The 22,942-nt window shown below is 69.3% G+C and carries 23 protein-coding genes, 1 tRNA gene and 1 pseudogene; 16 read left to right on the top strand and 9 right to left on the bottom strand.

Annotated features, from left to right (window positions below; genetic code table 11):
- Positions 1–46 precede the first annotated feature (46 nt).
- The 10 genes from cmk to EDF38_RS08885 all read left to right on the top strand — a co-directional run bounded on the left by cmk (position 47) and on the right by EDF38_RS08885 (position 9,222).
- Positions 47–748 carry a (d)CMP kinase gene (cmk, locus tag EDF38_RS08930; protein WP_370275619.1) on the top strand — a complete coding sequence of 234 codons (702 nt, stop codon included), beginning with the start codon at positions 47–49 and terminating at the stop codon, positions 746–748.
- An 8-nt stretch (positions 749–756) separates the two neighbouring features.
- Positions 757–2,265, top strand: coding sequence for a ribosome biogenesis GTPase Der (gene der, locus EDF38_RS08925; protein WP_123354900.1), 1,509 nt, complete (start codon positions 757–759; stop codon positions 2,263–2,265).
- A 176-nt stretch (positions 2,266–2,441) separates the two neighbouring features.
- Positions 2,442–2,828, top strand: a complete 387-nt coding sequence (locus EDF38_RS16075; protein WP_199734618.1) for a hypothetical protein — start codon at positions 2,442–2,444, stop codon at positions 2,826–2,828.
- Positions 2,825–4,618 carry a hypothetical protein gene (locus EDF38_RS08915; RefSeq protein ID WP_123354899.1) on the top strand — a complete coding sequence of 598 codons (1,794 nt, stop codon included), beginning with the start codon at positions 2,825–2,827 and terminating at the stop codon, positions 4,616–4,618. Before EDF38_RS16075 ends, EDF38_RS08915 begins: the two co-directional genes overlap by 4 nt.
- On the top strand, positions 4,615–5,127 hold the full coding sequence (locus EDF38_RS15730) for a hypothetical protein (protein ID WP_148061473.1): 513 nt from the start codon (positions 4,615–4,617) through the stop codon (positions 5,125–5,127). Before EDF38_RS08915 ends, EDF38_RS15730 begins: the two co-directional genes overlap by 4 nt.
- Positions 5,128–5,314: 187 nt before the next feature.
- The gene (locus EDF38_RS08905; RefSeq protein ID WP_123354897.1) at positions 5,315–5,722 is read left to right on the top strand and encodes a hypothetical protein; all 408 of its coding nucleotides are present in this window, start codon (positions 5,315–5,317) and stop codon (positions 5,720–5,722) included.
- A gap of 452 nt (positions 5,723–6,174) precedes the next feature.
- A complete protein-coding gene (locus EDF38_RS15725; RefSeq protein ID WP_148061472.1) occupies positions 6,175–6,384 on the top strand; it encodes a hypothetical protein in 210 nt (69 codons plus the stop codon).
- Positions 6,385–6,476: 92 nt separating this feature from the next.
- Complete coding sequence (locus EDF38_RS08895) at positions 6,477–7,049, top strand: hypothetical protein (RefSeq protein ID WP_123354895.1); 573 nt, start codon at positions 6,477–6,479, stop codon at positions 7,047–7,049.
- 25 nt (positions 7,050–7,074) lie between these two features.
- Positions 7,075–7,518 (top strand): MarR family winged helix-turn-helix transcriptional regulator, encoded by a 444-nt coding sequence (locus EDF38_RS08890; RefSeq protein WP_123354894.1) that lies wholly within the window; start codon positions 7,075–7,077, stop codon positions 7,516–7,518.
- A 231-nt stretch (positions 7,519–7,749) separates the two neighbouring features.
- Entirely contained in the window at positions 7,750–9,222 is a 1,473-nt protein-coding gene (locus EDF38_RS08885) for an MATE family efflux transporter (RefSeq protein WP_123354893.1), read from the top strand.
- Positions 9,223–9,396: 174 nt separating this feature from the next.
- Here the strand turns inward: EDF38_RS08885 and EDF38_RS08880 are convergent, their stop codons facing one another.
- The 4 genes from EDF38_RS08880 to EDF38_RS08865 form a co-directional block, all read right to left on the bottom strand.
- Positions 9,397–10,317 carry an ABC transporter permease gene (locus EDF38_RS08880; RefSeq protein WP_123354892.1) on the bottom strand — a complete coding sequence of 307 codons (921 nt, stop codon included), beginning with the start codon at positions 10,315–10,317 and terminating at the stop codon, positions 9,397–9,399.
- Entirely contained in the window at positions 10,314–11,381 is a 1,068-nt protein-coding gene (locus EDF38_RS08875; protein ID WP_123354891.1) for an aliphatic sulfonate ABC transporter substrate-binding protein, read from the bottom strand. The genes EDF38_RS08880 and EDF38_RS08875 overlap by 4 nt, the downstream gene beginning before the upstream one ends.
- A 100-nt stretch (positions 11,382–11,481) precedes the next feature.
- Positions 11,482–12,318, bottom strand: a complete 837-nt coding sequence (locus EDF38_RS08870; RefSeq protein ID WP_123354890.1) for an ABC transporter ATP-binding protein — start codon at positions 12,316–12,318, stop codon at positions 11,482–11,484.
- Positions 12,319–12,387: 69 nt separating this feature from the next.
- The gene (locus EDF38_RS08865; protein ID WP_123354889.1) at positions 12,388–13,308 is read right to left on the bottom strand and encodes an HNH endonuclease; all 921 of its coding nucleotides are present in this window, start codon (positions 13,306–13,308) and stop codon (positions 12,388–12,390) included.
- Between the two features lie 162 nt (positions 13,309–13,470).
- Here EDF38_RS08865 and EDF38_RS08860 point away from each other — a divergent pair.
- The 3 genes from EDF38_RS08860 (at position 13,471) to EDF38_RS08850 (ending at position 15,939) form a co-directional block, all read left to right on the top strand.
- Positions 13,471–13,544 (top strand) — tRNA-Pro (locus tag EDF38_RS08860).
- Between the two features lie 327 nt (positions 13,545–13,871).
- The gene (locus EDF38_RS08855; protein ID WP_233572318.1) at positions 13,872–14,174 is read left to right on the top strand and encodes a nucleotide pyrophosphohydrolase; all 303 of its coding nucleotides are present in this window, start codon (positions 13,872–13,874) and stop codon (positions 14,172–14,174) included.
- Positions 14,175–14,184: 10 nt separating this feature from the next.
- Positions 14,185–15,939 carry a DUF2075 domain-containing protein gene (locus EDF38_RS08850; RefSeq protein ID WP_233572317.1) on the top strand — a complete coding sequence of 585 codons (1,755 nt, stop codon included), beginning with the start codon at positions 14,185–14,187 and terminating at the stop codon, positions 15,937–15,939.
- A 6-nt stretch (positions 15,940–15,945) separates the two neighbouring features.
- On the opposite strand, the gene EDF38_RS08845 is transcribed toward EDF38_RS08850, so the two are convergent.
- Both EDF38_RS08845 and EDF38_RS16380 read right to left on the bottom strand, forming a co-directional pair.
- A complete protein-coding gene (locus tag EDF38_RS08845; RefSeq protein WP_233572316.1) occupies positions 15,946–17,421 on the bottom strand; it encodes a UvrD-helicase domain-containing protein in 1,476 nt (491 codons plus the stop codon).
- Positions 17,422–17,706: 285 nt separating this feature from the next.
- A pseudogene (locus tag EDF38_RS16380) lies at positions 17,707–18,078 on the bottom strand (nuclease-related domain-containing protein); the annotation flags it as partial.
- 201 nt (positions 18,079–18,279) lie between these two features.
- On the opposite strand from EDF38_RS16380, the gene EDF38_RS08840 reads away from it, so the two are divergent.
- Together EDF38_RS08840 and EDF38_RS08835 are read left to right on the top strand one after the other, a co-directional pair.
- Positions 18,280–18,624, top strand: coding sequence for a DUF4234 domain-containing protein (locus EDF38_RS08840; RefSeq protein WP_158613340.1), 345 nt, complete (start codon positions 18,280–18,282; stop codon positions 18,622–18,624).
- 200 nt (positions 18,625–18,824) lie between these two features.
- A complete protein-coding gene (locus EDF38_RS08835) occupies positions 18,825–19,262 on the top strand; it encodes a G5 domain-containing protein (protein WP_233572314.1) in 438 nt (145 codons plus the stop codon).
- 453 nt (positions 19,263–19,715) lie between these two features.
- On the opposite strand, the gene EDF38_RS08830 is transcribed toward EDF38_RS08835, so the two are convergent.
- A complete protein-coding gene (locus EDF38_RS08830; protein ID WP_148061471.1) occupies positions 19,716–20,243 on the bottom strand; it encodes a hypothetical protein in 528 nt (175 codons plus the stop codon).
- A 293-nt stretch (positions 20,244–20,536) separates the two neighbouring features.
- Positions 20,537–21,397 carry a hypothetical protein gene (locus tag EDF38_RS15880; protein ID WP_158613339.1) on the bottom strand — a complete coding sequence of 287 codons (861 nt, stop codon included), beginning with the start codon at positions 21,395–21,397 and terminating at the stop codon, positions 20,537–20,539.
- A gap of 137 nt (positions 21,398–21,534) precedes the next feature.
- Between EDF38_RS15880 and EDF38_RS08820 the strand changes: the two genes are divergently transcribed.
- A complete protein-coding gene (locus EDF38_RS08820; protein ID WP_123354882.1) occupies positions 21,535–21,990 on the top strand; it encodes a G5 domain-containing protein in 456 nt (151 codons plus the stop codon).
- 27 nt (positions 21,991–22,017) lie between these two features.
- On the opposite strand, the gene EDF38_RS08815 is transcribed toward EDF38_RS08820, so the two are convergent.
- A complete protein-coding gene (locus tag EDF38_RS08815) occupies positions 22,018–22,581 on the bottom strand; it encodes a hypothetical protein (protein ID WP_148061470.1) in 564 nt (187 codons plus the stop codon).
- Positions 22,582–22,942 lie beyond the last annotated feature (361 nt).

Below are 22,942 nucleotides of genomic sequence, written 5' to 3'. Positions count from 1 at the left end.
CGAGCACGGCGTCGGCGGCCCGGCCGGCGAGGCCCACGTCGCCGAGCTGCGCGACGAGACGGCCGAGGCCGTGCACCGGCACGTCGTGGTGGCCGTGGACGGACCGGCCGGCAGCGGCAAGTCCAGCGTGAGCCGCGCCTCCGCGTCGGCCCTCGGCTACGACTACCAGGACACCGGGGCCGCGTACCGCGCCTTCGCTCTGCACGCCCTCGACAGCGGCGTCGACCTCGACGACCCCGACGCGATCATCGGCGTGCTGCCGACCTTCCGCTACGCGATCGGGATCGACCCCGAGGCGCCGGCGTCGGTGACCGTGGGAGGCGCGGACGTGACCGACGAGATCCGCACGCCCCGCGTGACCGGCGCGGTCAGCCACGTGGCGAAGCTGCCCGAGGTGCGGCGCTTCATGGTCGACCTGTTCCGGCGCGTCATCGCCTCGACGGACAAGCCCGGCATCGTCACCGAGGGCCGCGACATCACCACGGTGGTCGCCCCGGACGCCGAGGTGCGGATCCTGCTCACGGCGAGCGAAGAGGCTAGGATGGCCAGGCGTTCCGCCGAGGTCACCGGGCAGAGTGCCGAGGAGACCGCTCGGCAGCTGTCGACCCGCGACCGGCTGGACAGCAAGGTCGTCGACTTCATGACCGCCGCCGAAGGCGTGTCGACCGTCGACTCCACCCATCTCGACTTCGACCAGACGGTGCAGGCCGTGGTCGAGCTCGTGCGAGCGAGCACCCCCACACGCTAGGAGCCTCCATGGCAGACGACGACAAGTACCCCGAGCTCGACGACCAGATGGTCGGCCGCATCCAGGCGATGCCCGACGAGGACGCCGAGCAGCGTGCCCGGGCCCTGCGTGCCGGCCTCTCCGACTACGAGCTCGACGACGAGGACGTCGACGTCCTCGAGGGCGGCGAGTGGGACCCCGACGCCCTGACCTACGCCCCGGCGCTGCCGGTGCTCGCGATCGTCGGCCGACCCAACGTCGGCAAGAGCGCGATGGTCAACCGCATCCTCGGCCGCCGTGAGGCCGTCGTCGAGGACAAGCCCGGCGTCACCCGCGACCGCGTCTCGTACAAGGCCGAGTGGGGCGGACGCCGCTTCACCCTCGTCGACACCGGCGGGTGGGAGCCCGACGCGATCGGCATCGACAAGTCGGTCGCCATGCAGGCCGAGATCGCCGTCGACCTCGCCGACGCCGTGCTCTTCGTCGTCGACGTCAACGTCGGCGCCACCTCGACCGACGAGCACGTCGTGCGCATGCTGCGGGCGTCGAACAAGCCGGTCATCCTCGTCGCCAACAAGAGCGACGACGCCCGGAAGGACCTCGAGGCCACGTCGCTCTGGACGCTCGGCCTCGGCGAGCCGTTCCCGGCGTCCGCCCTCCACGGCCGCAACGTCGCCGACCTGCTCGACCTCGTCATGACCAAGCTGCCCGCCGTCTCGACCGTCGCGAAGGAGGAGATCGGTGGGCCTCGCCGTGTCGCCATCCTCGGTCGGCCGAACGTGGGCAAGAGCTCGCTGCTCAACAAGGCCGCGGGCGAGGAGCGCGTCGTCGTGAACGAGCTCGCGGGCACGACCCGCGACCCGGTCGACGAGCAGGTCGAGATCGCCGGACGCATCTGGACCTTCGTCGACACCGCGGGCATCCGCAAGCGCGTCCACCTGCAGCAGGGCGCCGACTTCTACGCCTCGCTCCGCACCTCGGCGGCGCTCGAGAAGGCCGAGGTCGCGGTCGTCGTGATCGACGTCACCGAGCAGATCTCCACCCAAGACCTGCGCATCATCGACCTCGTCCTCGAGTCGGGCCGTGCCCTGGTGCTCGCCTTCAACAAGTGGGACCTCCTCGACGACGACCGCCGCCGCTACCTCGAGCGCGAGATCGAGCAGGACCTCGACCACGTGTCGTGGGCCCCGCGCGTCAACATCTCGGCGCGCACCGGTCGGCACCTCGAGAAGCTCGTGCCCGCCCTCGAGCTCGCGCTCGAGTCGTGGGACACCCGCATCCCCACCGGCAAGTTCAACGCCCTTCTGGCCGAGCTCGTCGCGGAGCACCCGCACCCGCTGCGGTCGGGCAAGCAGCCGCGCATCCTGTTCGGCACCCAGGCGGCCAACCGTCCGCCGACCTTCGTGCTCTTCACGACCGGCTTCCTCGACCCGCAGTACCGACGCTTCATCACGCGTCGCCTGCGCGAGATCTTCGGCTTCGAGGGCACGCCGATCACGGTGAACATGCGCGTCCGCGAGAAGCGCAAACGCCCCTAGCCACCCGTCGGGCGGGGCGCTCGTCGCCTCGCTCGACCCCCTCTGCCCGCCCCGCCCTCCCCAGGCTGGGGAGGGAACGCCCGGTCGTGGATGATTCCATGCCGGGCGTTCTTCCTTGCTAGGGTCGCTCGTCGTGGCCGATATGGACATATCGGTCGTCGACGAGCGGAGGGGTGATGGCGACAGAGCTGAGGGTGGACCTCGCGGCGTTGCGCGAGATGGCGGCGACGATGCGGCGGGCCGAGACGGGGCTGGAGTTCTCGCACCGGCTGACCGGGGACAGCACCTCGGTGCTCGGGTCGATGCCGGTGGGGGAGGCGCTGCGCGAGACGTCGGGACGGCTCGCGCGCCGCGTCGCCGTCGTCGTCGAGTCGGTGCGGGCGGCGGCCGCACTGGCGACGCGGGCGGCGGACGAGCTCGAGGCGGCGGACGCGGCGCTGGCGCGGGCGGCGGCCGGGGGCGGTGCTGGCGTCGGGACTGGTGCTGGTGCTGGTGCTGGGTCGGGCTCGGGTTCTGGTTCTGGTTCTGGTTCTGGTTCTGAGGGTGACGAGGGCGGGCGATGAGGGCCATCCCGCTGCCGGACGACCCGGGTCGGGGCGACCCTGCTGCGATCGCCCAGCTGGCGCGGTGCCGGTCGGACAAGATCGACGACGTCGACGGCGCCCAGCACGTCGTCGAGCAGTGCGGCACCTGGGCGGCGACCGAGTGGGTGGGGCAGTCGAGCACGTCGTTCTGCTCGGCCGCCGAGGCGCTGATGGCCGAGTTCGGCCGGGTGCGCGAGGCGCTCGGCGACCACCAGGCGGCGCTCGAGGCGTACGGGCGCGAGGTCGACGACATCGCGTCGCTGCAGCGGGGCCTCGAGGCCGAACGGTCGACCGCCGAGGAGGCCCTGCGTCGGTCGAGCGCTTCCCTCGCGGTCATCGAGGAGGAGGCCCGCACGCAGGTCGACCTGCCGCTGTCGCCGGTCGACGACTACCGCGCCTACGAGCGGACGACGCTGCAGGACCGGATCGATGTGGCGCGTGGCGACCTCGACCGCCTCGGTCGGCGGTGGGACGAGCTCGTCGAGCGTCGCGAGACGGCGGACCGGGCATGCCTGCGGGCGCTGCAGGCCACGGAGGTCGACAGCGGCTTCGCGGGCCTGGAAGATCGGGCGGTGGACGTCTCGACGCCGAGGGAGGCGATGATGCTGCTCGACGGCCTCTCGGCGTTCGACATCGCCGTGCTCCTGGCGGAGCACCCGCGTCTCGCCGAGCTCCTCGGTCAGGCGTCTCCCGAGCTCGTACGGGAGTGGTGGGACTCGCTGGCGCTGCTGCGGCCGATCGACGGCGACGGCTTCTCGGCGGCGCAGCTGGCGCTCATCGCCGGCGCGCCCGCGCTGATCGGCAACCTCGACGGGGTGCCGCCGCCCGCGCGGGTGAGGGCGAACGCCGTGACGGCCGCGCGGCAGGTCGTGCTGAACGAGGCCACGCTCGCCGCGCTGCGCACGCGTGGGGCCGACCCCGCGCTGATCGACGAGCTCGAACGAGAGATCGCTTACCTGAGGGGCGCGGCGGCCGTGCCGCCGACCGTGCAGCTCTACACGTACGACCGTGCCGCCGACCGCATCGTCGAGATGATCGGCGACTGGAACGCCCCGCCGCAGCGCGTGTACACGTACGTCCCGGGGACGTTGAGCGAGATGCGGGACTTCTGGGCGTCGGGGGCGCAGGTGCAGGACGTCGGCCGGTATCTGGACAAGCGTGACGGCGTCGATAGTGTCGTCTTCGCCTATAAGGACGGACGTTTTCCTGGGGGTGGCGGCAAGGTGTTCCCCGTCGAGACCATGTCCTTGCCTCGGGGCTTGGCAGAGGCGAACGACCCGCACTTCGCGCGGCTCGCAGGCGAGGCCCTGGCGGACTTCCAGGCGGGCCTCGCAACCGATCCGGCGGTGTCGGGCGGAGGTTCGACATCAGTAGCCATCGGGCACAGTTGGGGCCTTGCGAATGTGACAGCATCCGAGATCGCGGGTGCGCGCTACGACCACGTCGTATCGCTCGCAGGCGCGGGAATGCCTGTTCCCTGGCAGCCAGCGGCCGAAACGGAGTACGACTCCTTTCGCTACAGGGACTCGCTGGGCGCGGCCCAGTTCACACGACAGGTCTACGACGGGGCCAATCCTCAATATCACCATGCGTTCGAAGATCGGGTGTACCGAAGCGAAGGAGACAGGTCATTGCCTCGGGACGCGCCCGTGACCGAGCGCGCCAGAGTCCTCGGTGAGAATCACTCCCTCATCGCTCAGGACCGACCCGAGAACACGCCTGTCCTCAAGGACATCCTCCGAGAGCTCGAATCCAAGGAGGCCCGATGAAGAAAGCAGCCGGTTCGGCGAGCTTCCTGCTCGCCGTCGCCCTGACCCTGACGCTAGGAAGTTGCAGCACCGTGAGATCGACAGTTCCTGATGCCCGACCTTCGAACATATCGCTCGCAGAAGCGCGGGCCGAGTCCGAGACCACAGCTCGGCGCATCGCTCGCGTCGTTCCCGGCTACGCCGATGATCTGTTCTCCGTCAATGAGCGAGGTAGCACTCTCGGATGTGGTGAGATCGGCGTCAGCTGGACCATCGCTTTCCACGTCGGGGTGGACGCGTCCCCGGACATGGACGCCCTGTTCGATGCTCTCGTCCTCGAGTTCGCCGACGAACTCGAGTACTTCGTCGAGGCGATCAAGGCCTCGACGGGTGATCCCCGAATCATCGTGACGGGGCCTGGCGGGCAGAGCTACATGGTCGAGTGGTTCATGGGAGAACTCGATATCGACTCTGCTTCTCGATGCTTCGTGCTGGTACCGGAGCGAGACGGTTATCAGTGGGAGCTCTGAGCAAGGTGGCGCAGACGCAAGTCCTCGAGTCCATGCAGGTTGCACCTGCGCGAGGACCTGAAACGGAAGCAAGGGCTGGCGGATTCGCGCGTTCTCCACGAGGCTCGCTGTTCGTTGGCGGCAGTCTCGCGCTCGCCGTCGCACTGGGGGGTGCACGACGGACCCAGGACGACCGAGCGAGGGCCGCGTGGACGTTTCGCGGCCTGAGGTGAGGGCGCACTCCTACGCCGTCGAGGACCGGATCGCGCGCCGGTTGCCTGGCTTCCGCGAGGACCGCTTCCAGCCCAGCGACGGAGGCAGCACCCTCGGCTGCAAGGGCGACGGCGTGACGTGGGCTAGCAGTGCATTGCTCACCGTCGACGAAGCCCCGGACTTCGATGAGATCGCACGTCTGCTACGCGGAGAATTCGCGGATGACGACGGGTTCGACGTGGTTCCTGCTCATACGTCGAAGGGCGATCCGCGCGTCGAGGTGCTCGGGCCCGGGGGCGAGACGCACCTCATCGGCATGTACATGAGCTACCTCAAGATCTATTCGTTCTCGCCGTGCTTCATCCACGACCCGGAACGGGACGGCTGGCAGTGGGAGCTGTGACTGGACCGGGTCGCGCACATGGGCGGTCGCCACATCGCCGCGGCGACCAGTTGTGTGCTCGCGCAGGTCGACCGGCAGAACGAGAGGGCTCTTCGAGATGTGCTCATCGCTCTCGGCGGCGAGGCGGCACCCTCGTGACGCGGGCGCTTCCTCGAGCACTCGCGACGCTCGCATCCACATCGATCATCCTCAGCTCAGGAGGTTGCACCATGGCATCTGCACCGAAGGACGGAGCCACCGCGTCAGCGGCCGTGACTGACATGTCTCTAGCCGAGGCCCGTGTTCACGCCAAGGACATCGAGACTCGCATCGCACGAAGCGTTCCCGGATTCGACGAGGCGACTGCGTCGTTCAAGGATTCAGGCAGTCTGCTCGGTTGCGCGGGCGGAGGGGACTCGTGGGCGAGCTCGGCTCGCGTCCCGGTCGAGACCGTTCCGGACACGACCGAGCTCATGCGATCCGTCGAGACGGGCCTCGCCGACGTGGGTGAGTACGCAGTGACCCTCGAGTCGACTGCTGCTGGTGGACCGCGAGTCGTCGTCGAGGGGCTGCGGGGCGAGACCTACTTCGTCGAGCCGCTGAGTCATGTCGTGGACGTCGCGTCGTTCTCCGCCTGCTTCGCCTACGACCCGAAACGTGACGGGTACGCGTGGGAGCTGTGAGGCGGGGGTCGGGGGTCGGGGGCGAGCCTGCGATGCGGCACCATGGGGGAGTGCAAGGTGTCAGAGGCGGGATCGTGCGGCCACGCGGTGGTGTGGAGACGACCGGCGCGGTCAGCGCGGCGGCCGACCGGGTCTGGCAGCGCCTCCGGCTGGATCGGGTGGCCGGTGGTCGTCAGGCCGACTACGTCATCCACGAGGACATGCGCGAGCACCCGCGCACGGTGCGGGCGTTCGCCGGCATCCGCTGGCTGCTGCTCGGCGAGACGGTCGTCGGGCTCACCGCCGTCTTCATCGCCGCGGTGCTCGCGAGCCGGGGCGAGCACGTCCCGTGGGCCGTGTGGTTCCGGTCAACGGTCGTGCTCCTCATCACCTTCACCCTCTACGTCTTCGCGTGGCGCGCCCAGCTCGGCTACTACTGGGCCTACGCGCGGCTGCGGCTCTTCAGCCGCATCTTCCCGATCGTCACGCTCATCGTCGCGACCATCCCCGGGCTCTACCCGTTCTGGATGGTCGTCGAGCAGATCGTCTTCTCGTTGCTCATGATCGGCATCGGCGACCTGCTCACCTCCGACCACATGCGAGCCACGTTCCCCCGACCGGCCAAGCCCGCGACGGACGCGTCCTCGGAGCGTCAGCCCGACGATGCTTCGACGATTGACAGTTAGATAGCAAACAGTTAGAGTTCTGACCATGATGAACGACGAGCAGCCCCCGACGATCCTCGGACTCGTCCGCTGGATCGGCTGGGCGCAGCGGAAGGCCGGCGAGGACTGGGTGCGCGAACGCGACCTCAGCCAGGAGCAGGCCTTCGCCCTCGGCTACCTCGCGCAGAACCCCGGTGCCATCCAGCGCGAGATCGCCGCCCTCACCCGCACCACCGCCGCCAGCGTCTCGAGTCTCGTCCAGGGCCTCGAACGCCGCGGCCTCATCGAACGCCGCACCGCCGACGGCGACGAACGACGCAAGCGCGTCTACGCCACCCCCGCCGGCATCGACCTCATCGCCGGCTTCGACGACGCCATGCTCGCCGTCGACGACGTCCTCCTCGAGCCCCTCGACCAGCGCGAGCGGGACGACCTGCTGCGCCTCCTCGAGAAGGTGACCGCGGGGCTGCCGCGGCCGAGCCGGGACTAGCGAGCAGCGCCCGCCCCGCGACGTCGGGCCGGGCGTGCCCCGAGCCGGGCTGCCGCACCACCACGCACCACGTGCTCGACCGTCAGCGGTCGTCCGCGGCCTGAGCCGCGCCTCCTGGTCGGCCGTCGACCGTGCCTCGCCCCGGCGAGTGCACGGGCCGTCCGCCGACCCCACCACTCGTCGTGTCGACGTCCGTCGGCGCGCGATCCTGCCTGCCCGGAAGGGAACGCCATGAGCACCACCGACCCCACCCACGACACCGTCGCGCCTGCGCCGACCAGCACCACACCAGCCCCGGCTGCCGGCACGAACCGCTGGTACCTCGCGAGCGCCCCGATGCTGCGGGCGCTCGTGCACCTCTGCGTGCCGATGGCCGCCGCCATGATCGTCGGCGCGCTCTACAACGTCGTCAACGCCGGCTTCATCGGCTCGCAGCACGACACCTCGCTGCTCGCCGCCGTCACGTTCGGCACCCCGCTGCTCGGCCTCGTCATGGCCGTCGGGGGAGTCTTCGGCGTCGGCGGCGGGGCGCTCATGTCGCGGCTGCTCGGCGCCTCCGAGGCGGACCCGGCGAAGGCCGGGGAGATCAAGCACGTGTCGGCGACCGCGTTATGGGGCGCCCTCGTCGCCGGCGCCGTGCTCGGCGGGATCGGCCTCGCGCTGCTGCCGACCGTCGTCGCCGTGCTCGGCGCCGACGCGGCCGCCGTGCCCGCGACGACGAGCTACGTCGGGGTCATGCTCGCGTTCGTGCCCGTGCTCGCCGCGGCGTTCTGCCTCGAGCAGATCGTCCGCGCCGAGGGGGCGGCCCGGCAGGCGATGATCGGCCTGATCCTGTCGACGATCGCGGCGATCGTGTTCGACGTCGTGTTCATCCTCGTGCTGCACTGGGGAGTCGCCGGCGCGGCCCTCGGCACCGGCCTCGCCAACGTCGTCACCATCGCCTACTTCGTCGTCTGGCTGCGGCGTCACAGCCCCACGGTCAGCCTCGCGCCCCGCTGGGTCACGCTGTCGCCGTCGGTGCTCAGGCCCCTGTTCGGCGTCGGGTCGAGCGAGCTGCTGCAGGCCGGGTTCCTCATCGTGACGACGCTCGTGCTGAACAACCTCGCCGCGGCCTACGGGGACGACGCGCTCGCCGCGATGGGCGTGGCGGTGCGGATCGCGCAGGTGCCCGAGTTCCTCGTCATGGGTGTCACCCTCGGCGTCCTCCCGCTGCTCGCCTACTCGTTCGGCGCGGGCGACGCGGCCCGGCTGCGGTCGGCGCTGCGGGCCTCGGCGCTGACGGTCGGCGGCGTCGTGCTGGTCTTCTCGACGACCGTGTTCGCCTTCCGAGACCAAGTGTTCTCGGCCTTCTCCGGCGACCCGTCGGTGCTGACGCTCGGGGTCACCATCCTCACGGCGCAGCTCGTCGCGGCGATCGTCAACGGCTTCACCGGACTGCTGACCTCGCTGTTCCAGGCGACGGGTCAGGCCACGGCGGCGGTCGTCGTCTCGATGGCGCAGGGCGTGCTCTTCATCCCGATCGTGCTGGTCGGCAACGCTCGGTACGGCCTCGCCGGCATCATCTGGGCGCTGACGGTGACCGAGGTCCTCGTGTTCGTCGTCGGCGGGGTGCTGTGGCTCGCGTCGCGCGCCGCGATCAGCCGGGGCCTCGCGGCGGGCAGCGTCGAGCGCGCCGAGGCGGTGCTCGAGCAGGTCGAGGCCTGAGCCGGGGAGGCGCGGGTCGGCTCCGCCCCTTCTCGCGCCACCCGCAGGCAGTCGCCCTCGCGAAGAACCCCGATCCGAACCATGAACCGCGAAGCTTCGCGGTTCATGGTTCGGAACGCGGTTCATGGCCGTGCGGCCTGGGCAGCGCCGCTGCCCGTGCGGCGCGCCGGCGGGCTACCGCCAGCGGCGGAGCAGCACCCGCTGCAGCACGTTCAGCACCGTGTCCGTCAACGTGCCGAGCACCGCGAGCAGGATGATCGCGAGGAACATCCGGTCCACGCGCCCGTTCGACTGCGAGTCGCTCAGCAGGAAGCCGAGCCCCATCGACGACGCGATGAGCTCCGCCGCGACGAGGAACAGCCACGCCTGCGCCAGCGCGAGCCGCAGCCCCGACACGAGCGACGGGATGACGGCGGGCAGCTGAACCCGGGTGAAGAGCGACACGCGCCGCAGCCCGTAGGCCCGGCCGGCCTCGACGAGCTGCGGGTCGACGTGCCGGAGCGACCCCGCGACGGTCGTGAACACGGGGAACGCGGCACCGATCGCGATGAGGATGATCTTCGGGTCTTCCCCGATGCCGAGGTAGAGGATCAGCAGCGGCACCCACGCCAGCGACGGGACGGCCCGCACGGCCGCGATCGACGGCGCGAGCAGCGCCTCGCCGACCCGCGAGAGACCGTCGACGGCGCCGAGCAGGAGCCCGACGACGGCGCCGATGGCGAAGCCGATGAGCACGCGCTGCACCGAGATCGCGATGAACTGGCCGAGCTGGCCCGTCTCGGCGAGCTGGGTCGCCGCCGTCCACACGTCGCCGGGCGACGGGAGCTTGTAGGCGGGGACGTTGCCCACGGTGGTGGCGAGCACCCACGCGAGGACGAGCGCGGCGGGCAGGATCGCCCCGAGCAGTGCGAGGCCGCGCCGTCGGGGACGGGAGGGGGCGGCGGGGACGGCCCGCGCCTCCTTGTCGGTCGAGGGGTCGGAGGGGGCGGTCGGGTCGGCCGCATCGGCGGGGAGAGCGCGGCTCGACGGCGTGCCCGAGCCGGCGAGGCGGGCGTCCGCCTCGCGCTCGTTCCGGCGGACGAGGGAGGGGCTCACGAGGGGTCGGCGGCCGTGGCGAACTGGTCGTCGAAGAGGGTGTCGAGGGCGTCGTCGACGGCGCCCTGCGAGGCCACGTCACCCGACTCGACGAGGATCGGCGCGACCTTCTCGAGCACGGCGGCCTGGTCGTCGCCGGGCACGGGGTCGATGTCGAAGTGGGTGCGCTCGAGCACGCTGGTGGCGACGGCGGGGTCGATGCTCGCGACCCCGGCGAGGATGTCGGCGGTCTCGGAGGGGTTGTCCTCGGCCCAGGCGCGCGCCTTCTCGTAGGAGTCGACGACGACCTGGGCGAGGTCGGGCGACTCGGTGACGAACGACTCGGTCGCGTTGAGGAAGCCGTAGGTGTTGAAGTCGACGTTGCGGTAGAGCAGCTTGGTGCCCGACTGCGCCTCGCTCGCGGCCATGATCGGGTCGAGGCCCGACCAGGCGTCGACGCTGCCGTTCTCGAGCGCGGCGCGGCCGTCGGCGTGCTGCAGGTTCTGGATCGTCACGTCGCTCTTGCTCAGGCCGGCCTCGTCGAGCGCCTGCAGCAGGAAGAAGTAGGGGTCGGTGCCGGTCGTCGCCGCGATCGTCTTGCCCTTCAGGTCGGCGACGTCGGTGATGTCGCTGTCGCCGGGGACGACGAGCGCCGACCACTCGGGCTGCGAGTAGACGTCGATGGTCTTGATGGGCGAGCCGTTCGAGCGGGCGAGCAGGGCGGCCGAGCCGGCGGTCGAGCCGACGTCGACGGCGCCGGCACGCAGCAGCTCGTTGGCCTTGTTCGAGCCGGCCGACTGGGTCCAGGTGACGTCGACGTCGTCGCCGAGGGCGTCCTCGATGAACCCCTGGTCTTTCACGATCAGGCTGAGCGGGTTGTAGGTCGCGAAGTCGATGTTCAGGGTGTCGCTGCTCCACTCGCTGCTGCTCGGGGCGGCGTCGTCGGCGCCGGCCGCGGCGGCGTCGCCGTTCGCGTCCTCGCCCGCGACGCAGCCGGTGAGGAGGAGGGCGCTCGCCGCGGCGAGGGCGATGCCGCCCGCGAAGGAGGCGCGGGTGCGGTGGGTGGGGGAGGTGCGGATGGTCATGGGTCGTCTCCGTGCTGTCGGGGGCGGTGCCGGTGGTGGTGCGGGGGCGTCGAGGTGGGGTGTGGTGCGGGGCTCGGGGGTGCTGGGCGGGCGGGGGCGCCTACGCGCTGGTCGCGGTGAGGGTCGAGGTGGTCGTGTTCCCCGCGTGGGCGCGGAACACGCCGAGCCCCTCGTAGAGCTCGTGCCGCAGCTGCGCGAGCTCGGGGGCGTCGCGGTCGCGGCGGCGCGTGCCGGGGACGGTGGCGATGCGGGTGACGCTGCCCGCGCCTCCGGCGCTCTGGGCGAGGTCGGCGAGCAGCACGATGCGGTCGGCGAGGTAGAGGGCCTCGTCGACGTCGTGGGTGACGAGGACGACGGTGGTCGGCACCTCGTCGTGGACGTCGAGCAGCAGGTCTTGCATGCGGAGGCGCGTGAGGGCGTCGAGGGCTCCGAACGGCTCGTCGAGCAGCAGCACGGAGGGGCGGCGCGCGAGGGCGCGGGCGAGGCTGGCGCGCTGGGCCATGCCTCCGGAGACCTCGCGGGGGCGGTGGTGGCCGGCGGTGCCGAGGTGGACGAGGTCGAGCAGCTCGGTGAGGCGGTCGTGGCGCTGCTGCTTGCTGAGCTTGGTGCGGGTCGTGGGCAGGCCGAGGGCGACGTTGTCGCGGAGGGTGCGCCAGGGGAGGAGGCGCGGCTCTTGGAAGGCGACGGCGCAGCGCTGGTCGGCGGGCTGGGCGGGGGAGTCGTCGATGAGCACGGTGCCGGTGTCGGGTGAGTCGAGACCGCCGAGCTGGCGGAGCAGCGTCGACTTGCCGCAGCCGCTCGGCCCGAGCACGGCGACGATCTCGCCGGCCTCGACCTCGAGGTCGACCCCGCGCAGCACGTCGCGCTCGAAGCGGCGCCCCACGCCGCGGAGCGTCAGGGGCAGAGCGCGGGAGGCGCGGGTCGACGGATCGGACATGTCCCGACGGTACGGCGGCGTGGGGTCGGCCGCAGGTGACGCGTAACCGGGCGCAACAGTGAGGGTGTGTCAGGGCGTGGTGTCGGCGAAGGCGGTCGTGGCGGCTTCGGTGCGGTAGAGCTTGCGCAGCGCTTCTCGGGACGGTGCCGCGGGGAGGTGGAGGAGATCGTCGCGGGTGACCTGGAGCGATTCCTTCGAGACGCCGCGGGCGTAGGTGATGGCGCTGCCGTCGGGTTCGATGCGCAGCAGGAAGGAGTCGAACGCCACGTGGTGGTTCGGACAGAGCGGTAAGCCGTTCCGGGCGTCGTCCGCACCGCCGATGCTCTTGGGGATGAGGTGCGCGCCTTGGATGAGGCGAGGAACCGCGATGTCGCAGAGGGCGCAACGGGAGCCGTAGCGGGTGAGGACGTCAGCCTTGAAGCGGCGCTGCTGATTGCGCTGCTGGACCAGTCGGTAGGTCTGCGGCGGGAGGCCGCCGAAGAGCTCGACCTCCGCGCTCGTGTCGGGCAGCTGGTCGACGGGCGCTGCCGGGAGCGGAGCGTCGACGAAAGTGATGAAGAACACGGCTGCGTCGTCGTCATAGGTGTCGACGTAGCCGAGACGGACGTCACGAAGCGCCGGCCTCAGAGCGTTCGGGGTGACGACGAAGAGCGGGAGGCCCAGCGACTGGGCCCGCTTGACCGACTCGATCTCGTTGCGGTCGAAGGCGGAGGGGCGTCGGGTGGCGGGGTAGCTGTAATCGAGTCGTTCGTCGGTCAGTTCGTCGGCGTAGCTGGTGCCGGTGTGGAGGAGCGTCAGGGCGACGCGCCCCGGGCCGCCTCGGGTCCACTCGCCGTTCGCGTCGTGGAAGATGCCGGCCATGCCGGCGTACAGGCCGAGTGCGCGGACCACGGACGGTTCGATGCCGGCGGCGTCGCCGGACTCGGCGAGCTGGCTCCAGACGATGAGGCGTCGCTGGTGCTCGACCTGAGTCCAGTCCGCGATGCCCACGAAGAAGATCTTGGCTCATGTATTCGGGATCTCGTGGGATCTTCAGGTACGAGGTCCGCGCGTCGCTCGCGATGGACAGGGGAGGCTCGCGGATCCGCTATGCTTGTCGGGTTGCCTCGGTCGGGGCAACGCCAAGAGGTCGGTTCTCCGGAACGGATTTCTCGGGCTGTGGCGCAGCTTGGTAGCGCACTTGACTGGGGGTCAAGGGGTCGCAGGTTCAAATCCTGTCAGCCCGACCGAAAAGCCCTGCACAGCTGTCTCAGCTGGCAGGGCTTTTGTCGTCCTCGTCTTGATCGAGTCTGCGAGCCGCATCGGTAGCGGACCTCTAAACCGCATGTTCCGCCACTTCCCTCACAACGGCTGGTGGAATGCTGGCGTGATGGATGGCTTCCATCCATCGCGTGGGAATGCAACGAGCGAGGGATGGCGCACGAAAGTCGTGCGTCGAAGGTGACGGCGTGCATGCGCCATGGCGCCTGCATTGCCCTCGCTCTGCCGACGAGTAACCCTCAGCCCTTGTGTCGCTGACTGCTACTTTCATCCCTATGACTGCGAGCTCAGCAATGAACGCGATCAAGATGGCGACCGCCGAGCGGGACTGGGGGCAGTTCCATTCAGAAGAGAATCTGGCGAAGAGCGTCGCCATCGAAGCTGGCGAGTTGCTGCAGTGCTTTCAGTGGGAGAGCGGCTTCGACCGTGACCGTGTACAGGATGAGCTGGCTGACGTCATGACTTATTGCTTGCTCCTGGCTGACAAGCTCGGGATGGATCCAGAGGAGATCGTCTTGCAGAAGCTCGCCGTCACTCGCGAGAAGTACCCTGTGGACAAGGCACGAGGCCGGAGCGCGAAATACGATGCCCTCTGACATCGTTCGCGTGTCGTTCGACCGGGATGCACTGGACGTCTGGGCGCTGACCGACAGTCGGAATCTCGACTGGCCGGTCGTCTATGTCTTGGACCAATCGAGACCCCAGCGCTTCGGCCAGCATCCCCAGGGGAGTCTTCGCGACATCTACGTGGGCGAGACCCGTAATGCTGCAGGCCGGATGCGGCAGCATCTTGCCAATCCCGACAAGCACCGGCTGGATACAGTGCGTGTGGTCCTCGACGAGACGTTCAACAAGTCAGCGTGCCTGGATCTCGAATCGAGACTCATCCAGCTGCTCTCGGCAGATGGCGCCTACAGCGTGCTGAATCGCAACGACGGCATCACCTCGGCCAATTACTACGACCGGGAGCGCTACCGAGCTGCATTTGCGGACGTCGTGCGGCAACTGCGTGACGAAGGTGTCTTCACGCGTCCCATCCCGGAGATCGAGAACAGCGATCTGTTCAAGCTGTCACCGTTCAAGGCTCTGACGCAGGACCAGGCCGCCGCTCTCGAGGACATCCTGGAGGGGCTCTTCGCGGACCTGCAGGACGAACGCGGCGACACGATCGTGATCGAGGGGCACCCGGGCACTGGTAAGACCGTCGTCGCCATCTACCTGCTGAAATTGCTGGTCGACATCGGCTCCGCGCCTGCCGCGGACGACTTGGACGGGGACTCGCTCTTCGCCGGCTTCTTCCTGGGCGAGTACCCGGCTCTCCTGGCGGGCTTGCGCGTGGGCATGGTCGTGCCGCAGCAATCGCTCCGTGAGTCGATCAGACGTGTGTTCCGCAAGACGCCCGGTCTCGATCCCGCCATGGTCCTGACGCCCTTCGAGGTCGGGCAGTCGGACGGTGAGTGGGATCTGCTTCTCGTCGACGAGGCACACCGGCTCAACCAACGCGCGAACCAGTCCACAGGTGTGCTCAACGCCAAGTTCCCGCGCATCAACGAGCGCCTCTTCGGTGTCGACGACCTGTCAAAGACCCAGCTCGACTGGATCCGGGCGAAGAGTCGCCACCAGATCTTGCTCGTCGATCAAGCACAGAGCGTACGGCCGGCGGACCTGTCGAAGGAGTCGCTCGTCGAGCTCCTCACGGACGCCCGTGCTCGTCGTCGGCACTACCGTCTCTCGACGCAGATGCGGGTCAGGGCCGGGGCTGATTACGTCGGCTACGTGCGAGACGTCCTACGGATCCCTCGTGCGGGACACGTTCCAGGCAGCATCGTTCCGCAGACCTTCGAGGGCTACGACCTACGGATCTTCGACGATCTGGGGGACATGCACGCAGAGATCCGCGCGCGGGATGCCGAGCATGGACTTGCTCGACTCGTTGCCGGTTATGCGTGGAAGTGGGCCTCGAGGAAAGACCCCGGGGCGGCCGACATCGAGCTCGACGGCGTTGCTCTCCAGTGGAATCGCACGTCCAAGGACTGGATCGCCTCGCAGGGTGCGTTGGACGAGGTCGGTTCGATCCATACGGTGCAGGGCTACGACCTGAACTATGCGGGAGTCGTCATCGGCGGAGATCTCGGCTACGACGTCGCCCGTGACGAGCTCTTCGTTGATCGAGCTTCTTACTTCGACACGAAGGGCGCGGAGAACAACAAGCAGCTCGGTCGCTCGTACACGGATGCCGAGCTGCGCGAGTTCATCAGCAACATCTACGGGGTGCTGCTGACTCGGGGCATCAGGGGGACTTACATCTATGCCGTGGATGAGGGCATGCGCGAGTACGTGCGGCGGTACTTCTCGAGCTGAGCCGGGTCAGGAGGTCGCCAGTTCTCGACGCTGGGGGAACGAGGTCGCCGTGCGCGTACCGACCCAGAGGCCGTCTCGGGCTCGGGTCATCGCCACGTAGAGCTCCCGTCGGTCGAGGTCGCGGCGTTCGCGCTCGGTCTCCGAGGCGGGGGTCGGCGCATTGCTCCTCAGCAGTTCGGGCTTGACTCGCGCCAGCACGACCTGCTTGAACTCGAGGCCCTTGGCCCGCTTGACCGTGCCGACCTTGACCGCGTCCGTGGGCTGGCCGTCGTAGTCGAGGAGATCGATGGCGGGGATGCCGGTGGCGACCAGCGCCTCCTTCACGGCGGTGGCATCCCAGGTCGTAGCAGTCAGGACGCCGATGTCTCCCAGCCCCATGCCGATGAGGTGCATCACGTCGCGGATTCGTTCGACGACCGCAGCGTCGTGCTCGGCCCAGGTCGCATGCCTGGCGAGGACGGGCTCGGGGCCCGTACGCCCGACCGTATCGACGCCGTCGATGGTCTGACTCGTTCCCTCGATGTCCGTGTACTCGTCGCCGAGCACCGCCGCGTTCGCGAAGGCGAGGATCTCGGCGGTGTTGCGGTGGTTGACGTCCAGGACGACTCCTCGACCGCTCAGGGAGATGCCGACCTCGGAGAGGGTGTAACCGCCGGGGTAAATGGTCTGCTGGCCGTCGCCGATGAGGGTGAGACCGTCGGGGCGGTTGCCGACCATGCTGTGGAGGAGGGCCACCATGGCGCAGGTGAGGTCCTGGGCTTCGTCGACGATGACAGCGCCGTACGCCGTGACCGGTTGAGCCTTAACGCTGGCGAGCGCCATGAGGATGACGTCAGCGAAGTCGACGGCCCTGCGCGTCCGGAGCGCCTGGTCATAGCGTTCGTACAGGGACCAGACGCTTCTGCGCTGGTCCGTCGTCAGGCGGTGCCGACGGCCTATGCGTGCGAGGTCTGCGTACTGCTCGAAGGTGCGGATGCCGCGGCCCTTGATGACATAGATGATCTCGTCTCGCCAGTAGTCGGAGGACATCCTCGAGGAGCCGAGCGCGCCTCCGTGGCTCCTCCCTGCCCACGCTTCGGTGAACGCGGCGTCGGCGGCCTTCGGGTCGATGCGGACGGACGTGCCCCGGTCCCGGAGGATGCCGAGCGCCAGCTTGTGGATGCTCGTGAACTCGACCTGGTGGGCGACCTCGGGTGCCATCCTGCCGAAGAGGTTCTCGAGAACGACGGGGAGGGTCTTGACGAACGTCGTGAAGAGGACCTTGCCCTGACCGCCGCGAGCGAGGTAGGCGGCGCGGTGGAGGCCGACGACGGTCTTGCCGGTGCCGGCCGACCCGCGGATCCGCGCCGGGCCATTGAAACTGCGGCGGGCGAGCTTCGCCTGGGCCGGGTCGAGGAAGGACATCCACGTCTCGATGGGCGCTTCGAGGACGCCCTCGAGCAGGGCCGCGTTGACTTCCTCTGCCGTGATGAGCTCGGCCATGTCGACGGGGTCGGTCGGTCGGGTAAGCACCGGCTCGGGGACGATGACGTCGAGGGCTGAGGGCATCCGCAGCACCGGGAAGTGGTCGAGGACGCGACGGAGCACAACGTCGACCTGCAGCGACGTGAGGCGGGCGCCGGGGGAGGTGATGTGGCGGAGGGCGTCGTGCTCGCCGACGACGGTCACGGGACCGACCGCATCCTTGATGCCTCGGTGGCCCGCCAACACGGCGACGGCATGCACCTCGGTCGCGGCGAGTCCGACGTCGGCGAGGAGCGCCTCGGTGTTGTGGGCGAGATCTGCCATGTTCGCCAGGTCGTCGGACACGTCGGCCTGGCCTCGGAAGATGCGGCCGCCTCGGATCGAGACCTCCTTCCACGCCTTCGTGTCGACGATGTGGACACCCGAGGGGCCGACGACGATGAGGTCGACCTGGGCACCGCTGCGACGGCTGCCCGGCCAGGCGCGGTCGGGGAGGAGCGTGTAGCCGACCGCGGCGAGCGGGGCGAGGACGCTGGCGACGCGGCTCTCGGTGACACCGGCGAGGCCGTAGCGCGCGGCGGCGTCGCGCGCCTCGGCTGCCGCACGCTCGTGGGCCTCGGCAAGTGCCTGCTGGCGAAGCGCTTCCTCGCGCGCGGATGCTCCTGCTGCGGCCATGTCTTTCCCCCGTGGTCAGGCCGCGTCTGGTCGGGGCGCGGTCTGTGAACCATGCTCACATGCGGGATCACCGGGGCCGATGGGGTGCGGAGACCCAGTAGTGGGGTGGACGGGTGTTCGAGGCAGATGAACTTTCGGCTGCGGACGTGCTTCCCCGAACGGGGGCGCGACATCGAACCGACTGAACGGTACTTTTCGCGGATGTCGAACAATGTTCACCTTAAGCGTCGCTCTGCCGCGGCCGTCTTCTTCCTCCCTCTCGTCACTTTCGGAATCTACTCCATCGTCTGGTACGCCAAGACTCGAGGAGAGGTGAACGCGAGCGGCGCGAGCGCCATGACGACCTGGTGGATCCTGTGCCCGTTCGGCCTTTTCTGGTACCTCTGGTCGCTCACCAAGGGCATCAACGTCGCCACCGGACTCGGCACGGGCGGCAACTACGCGCTTCTTCTCTTGCTGGGCGGCATCGGCCAGGCCATCGTGCAGGCGCGGGTGAACGGTGTCCATACCGGCGTCACGGCTGGCGTCGCGCCGGCGATGGCATAGAGCGGGAGGGGATAGTGATGAAGCGCTGGTGGAACGGACTGTCCAACAAGGGCCGACTCCTGACGGGAGCTGGGGGCGTCGCAGTCCTGCTCATCACGATGAGTCTCGTGGCGCCGGACGACGGCAACGACTCCGCGTCGGCTGACCCATCTCCGGAACAAACCGCGTCGACGTCGACGTAGCCGAGCCCGACCCCCATCGTGACCACGGAGACTGTCAACGTCAGCGAGGCCATCCCCTTCGACGCCGTCACGGTCGACGACCCAGGACGCGACATCGGGCAGGACGCGGTCACCACGAACGGTCAGGACGGAACTCGCGTCAAGACCTATCAGGTCACATACACGGATGGGATCGAGACGTCTCGATCACTCGCGAGCGAGGCCATCGCCTCTTCTCCCGTGCAACAGGTCACGAGCAGGGGGACGAGGCAGCCTTATGTGGCACCTGAACCAGCCGCGCCTGCTCCGCAAGGTTGCGATTCGAATTACGCGGGCGCCTGCGTGCCGATCGCGTCCGACGTGGACTGCGACGGCGGCAGTGGCAACGGCCCCGCCTATGTGCGAGGACCTGTGTCGGTCGTGGGGTCCGACATCTACGATCTCGACCGCGATGGGGACGGCGTCGCCTGCGATTGACGGCGCATAGAGACTTGCCCGACGTGACTTCGGCTGTGACGGGTCTCGAGGCGTCGCGGTGGGGCCTCGGCCCTGCAGATGGGCGCTCGGATGCACCAAGCGCGGCAGCTGACAAAAGGTGCCCGCTCCTGCGGCCCTAGCTGCGCCTCACGATACGGTCATCCCCCATGTGGCCCGAGGGGACTCGTGGCAGGGTCGGACCAGGCCTCAGCGGCGCACCTGCTCGACCACGACCAAGCTCCTGGTCCTTCCTTTCGGCTCGCCACCCCGCACGTCGCTGCGGGGGCGCCGGTCGTGCAAGACAGGGCGGCACCATGGAGGCGTCGAACTCAGGACACCCGAACGGCGATCCCCGACTCCACGTCGTGCCGCGGTCATGACAACCGCGACGTCGTGACGTGTGTCGTCGAGCATCTCAGCGCGGAGCACGTCGACCATGGACGGGAGCCGGGGTCACTTGAACGCGTCGGGCCAGTACTGGATCGCGGCGTCGAGCGAGAGGACCTCCCAGGCCGTCTTGATGGCATCAGGTCGCCACGTCCCTCGCGGGTTTCTGCGCTGGTCGCTGGCGACGAGCTCAGCCTGCTGCTCAGCCGACAGCGGCTTGACGATGCCCCTCTGCTGGAGCTCGGTAAGCAGGACGGCGAGCCCGGGATCGGCGTTGCCGCCATGACGGTCGTTCTCGAACTCGTAGGCGATGTCGTACGTCGCGATGGACGGTCGCGCGAATTCAACGTCGAACTGCGGATCCAGGTCATGTCTCCACTCGATGTTCGACTCGGCCGCGAGCAGGTGACGCGCGACGTAGGCCTTCAGCTCGTCGAGCACCTTCTGGGACGGCGGATCGTACTGAGGGACGTAGCGCGGGGCGGCATGGGGCGAGTCTGCCAGGGAGGCGACGGGTGCTGCGGTGCCCGGTGGGACGACAGGGCGCCGCGTCGCGATTGCGGGGCAAGCGCGCTTCCCGAGCGTCGTCGCCATGATGACGATGGACGCGACGGAGCCGCCGACCGCAACCGCGGCATCGGCGGCGCCGACGCGACGCGCGCCAGAAACTCGCCGGTTTCTGGGCGACGGCAGGAGGCGGTACTGATTTGGTGGAGGCTCGGAGGGTGCTTTCCCTCGCTCGTCGCCCGCGCCTCCCGGTCCGAGTCTTGAGTCGCCGAGAGACACGATCTTCGAGGTCGCATCGGGGCAGATGAGATCGCCGCACGAGCGACCAGGCTGGGCGGCGCCTCACAGCTTCCGGATGCGCCACGGCGAGCCGGCTCGTGTCATTTGCCTGAGGCGTCCAAGCCGCGGAACGCCTCGGGCCAGAGGAGTGCTACGCGGGGCAGGTCGACGATCTCCCACGTCCCGGGCCCGTACATCGGCCGGGTGGGGGAGGCGCGGGGGAAGCGGCGGGAGTCGCTCGCCGTGAGGGCCGCCCGAGCGGACTCGTCGAGGGAGCGGATCAGGTCGTGGCGGCGCAGCTCCTCGACCAGGAGGGCGACCGCGCGGGAAGGCCGGCCACCGTGCATGTCGGTGATGTAGTTGCCGATGACGTCGGACTCCGAGAAGAAGGGCGGCACGGTGGACGCGTCGAACTCGGGGTCGGCGGAGCTGCGACGCTCGAGTGCTCGCCGTGCGTCGGTCATGGCGATCGCGAGGTAGCGACGTGCGTTGTCGAGCACCTGGTCGAAGGCCACGTCGAACTCGGACGGGAGCCGGGGGTGTTCGAACGCGTCGGGCCAACACCGGACGGCGTCATCGAGTGAGAGGAGCTGCCACGCCCTCGCGTAGGCGTCAGGGCGCGGGGTCGCCCGCGGGCCCCGGCGCTGATCGCTCGCGACCAGCTCGGCCCTCGCCTCGGCCGGCAGGGGCTCGATGACGCGCCTGTGGCGGAGCTCGGAGAACAGCACGGCGAGCGCCGGGTCGGCATCGCCACCGCGACGGTCGTTCTCGAACTCGTCCGCGATCTCGTCGACGATGACGTACGGCCGCGCGATCGTCACGTCGAGCTGCGGATCGTCAAGACGCCTCTGGTCGAGGGACCCCTCGGCCCCCAGCAGGTACCGGGCTATGTAGGGCTTCAGCGCGTGGAGGACGTCCGGCGACGGCGGGTCGTCATGGGGCTCCTGCGGCAGCGGCGGCATGGGGTGAGTCTGCCAGCCCCGCACTGGGGCCACGACGCGGGGTCTCTGCCTCGAATGGGGTGCAACGCGCGCCGCGCCGGTGCGGAAGCATCGTGGGGACGGCGCACCCGAGCGCCGCGAGGACACGGAGCAGAACAGTGAAGCAGTGGTGGATCAGCCTGACGGCCAGGGGTCGGGCAGCGACGGGCGTGGCGGGGATCGCGGCGCTCCTCATCGTCATCGGCGGGGGAGTCGGCGCGGCCGCTGACACCGGCGCCGCGCGCGCGACCGCGGAGGCGACCGCGACCTCCCGCGTGACCGCCACCACCGTCTCCGGCGATTCCTCGACCTCGGTGCCGACCGCCTCACCCGGCGCTGTCGTCACCGTGCAGCGCGTCGAGTCGACCGAGACCATCCCCTTCGACACCATCACCGTCGAGGATGCGACGCTCGCCCGCGGCACCTCGGCCGTCACCCGGTCCGGCCACGCCGGCACCGCCGTCCGCACCTACGACGTCACCCTTGCCGACGGCGTCGAGCTGCGCCGCGTGCTCATCAGCGAGGTCACGACCGTCGCCGCGGTCAGCCAGCAGACGAGCATCGGGACCCGCTAGCCGCCGCCTAAGCTGCTTCGCCCGGCCTCAGAGGGTGGTGGCCGCTTCGGCGACTGCGTCGCGCTCAAGCTGCCCGGTCTCGCTTCGGCGCCACTGTCGGCCGGAGCTGTCCGTGAACATGACGCCCGTGACTCGCTTGCTCTGTGACGCACTAAACGGTCTGAGCGGATCGGCGAACTCGGTGACGGGTTTGGCGTAGTCCCAATGGAACGTGTCGACTTCGACCATGACGCGCTTCTGTTCGACGAACACCTGCCCCGGCGGTACACAAGCAAGGGTGGGCGCGTGCGCCGTCCGAAAACCGCCGACGGCGACCTTGACGTCGTAGACAGGTTCTTCGCTTGAATTCGAGACGATGACCCCGAAGCCCTGGATGTCATTCCGGAGGAGACGGAGCGCGGACCACGCATTGATCTTCGAAGCCTGCTGTCTCTCACGATCTTCAGCAGCCGTCTGATCACGCTTGGACTCGATGTTGAAGAGCTTCTTGGCGTCACCGACAGCACGGACCGCCGCTAGGAGTGCACCCACGGTGGCCACGGCCGCGATAGAAGATGCAATGACTTCGATGACGCTAAGGGTGTCGGGCACGCGCTTACTCTGCACGCTGGCAAGTTCCACACGCCTCCGCCGCGAGGGGGAGATGTGCCGCTGGCGCTCTGATTGCACGGTGCGTCTCTCTCGCGAAGGGTCGAGGGCGGGCATTCGTCGCCGAGAGCGGGTCGTGAACGACTCGCCCTCGCGCACGAATACCCGCCCTCGGCGCAGCAGGCGAGCGCACGCCGCACCACGCAGAACTGCACGCCATGTAACGAGTGGGTTAAGGCTGCAGGGGGCGTCGGGGCGCGGGCCGGGCCCCGCGGATCGGCGCTGCCATGCCGATCGGGCGGGCGAGCAGGGAGGCGCAGCCCGCGCCTCCGGCCGGGTGTGCGCCTCGCGGCGCGGGCGACCA

The sequence above is a fragment of the Frigoribacterium sp. PhB160 genome (genome assembly GCF_003751785.1).
Taxonomy (GTDB): domain Bacteria; phylum Actinomycetota; class Actinomycetes; order Actinomycetales; family Microbacteriaceae; genus Frigoribacterium.
This window is presented reverse-complemented; position numbering and strand designations above follow the sequence as displayed.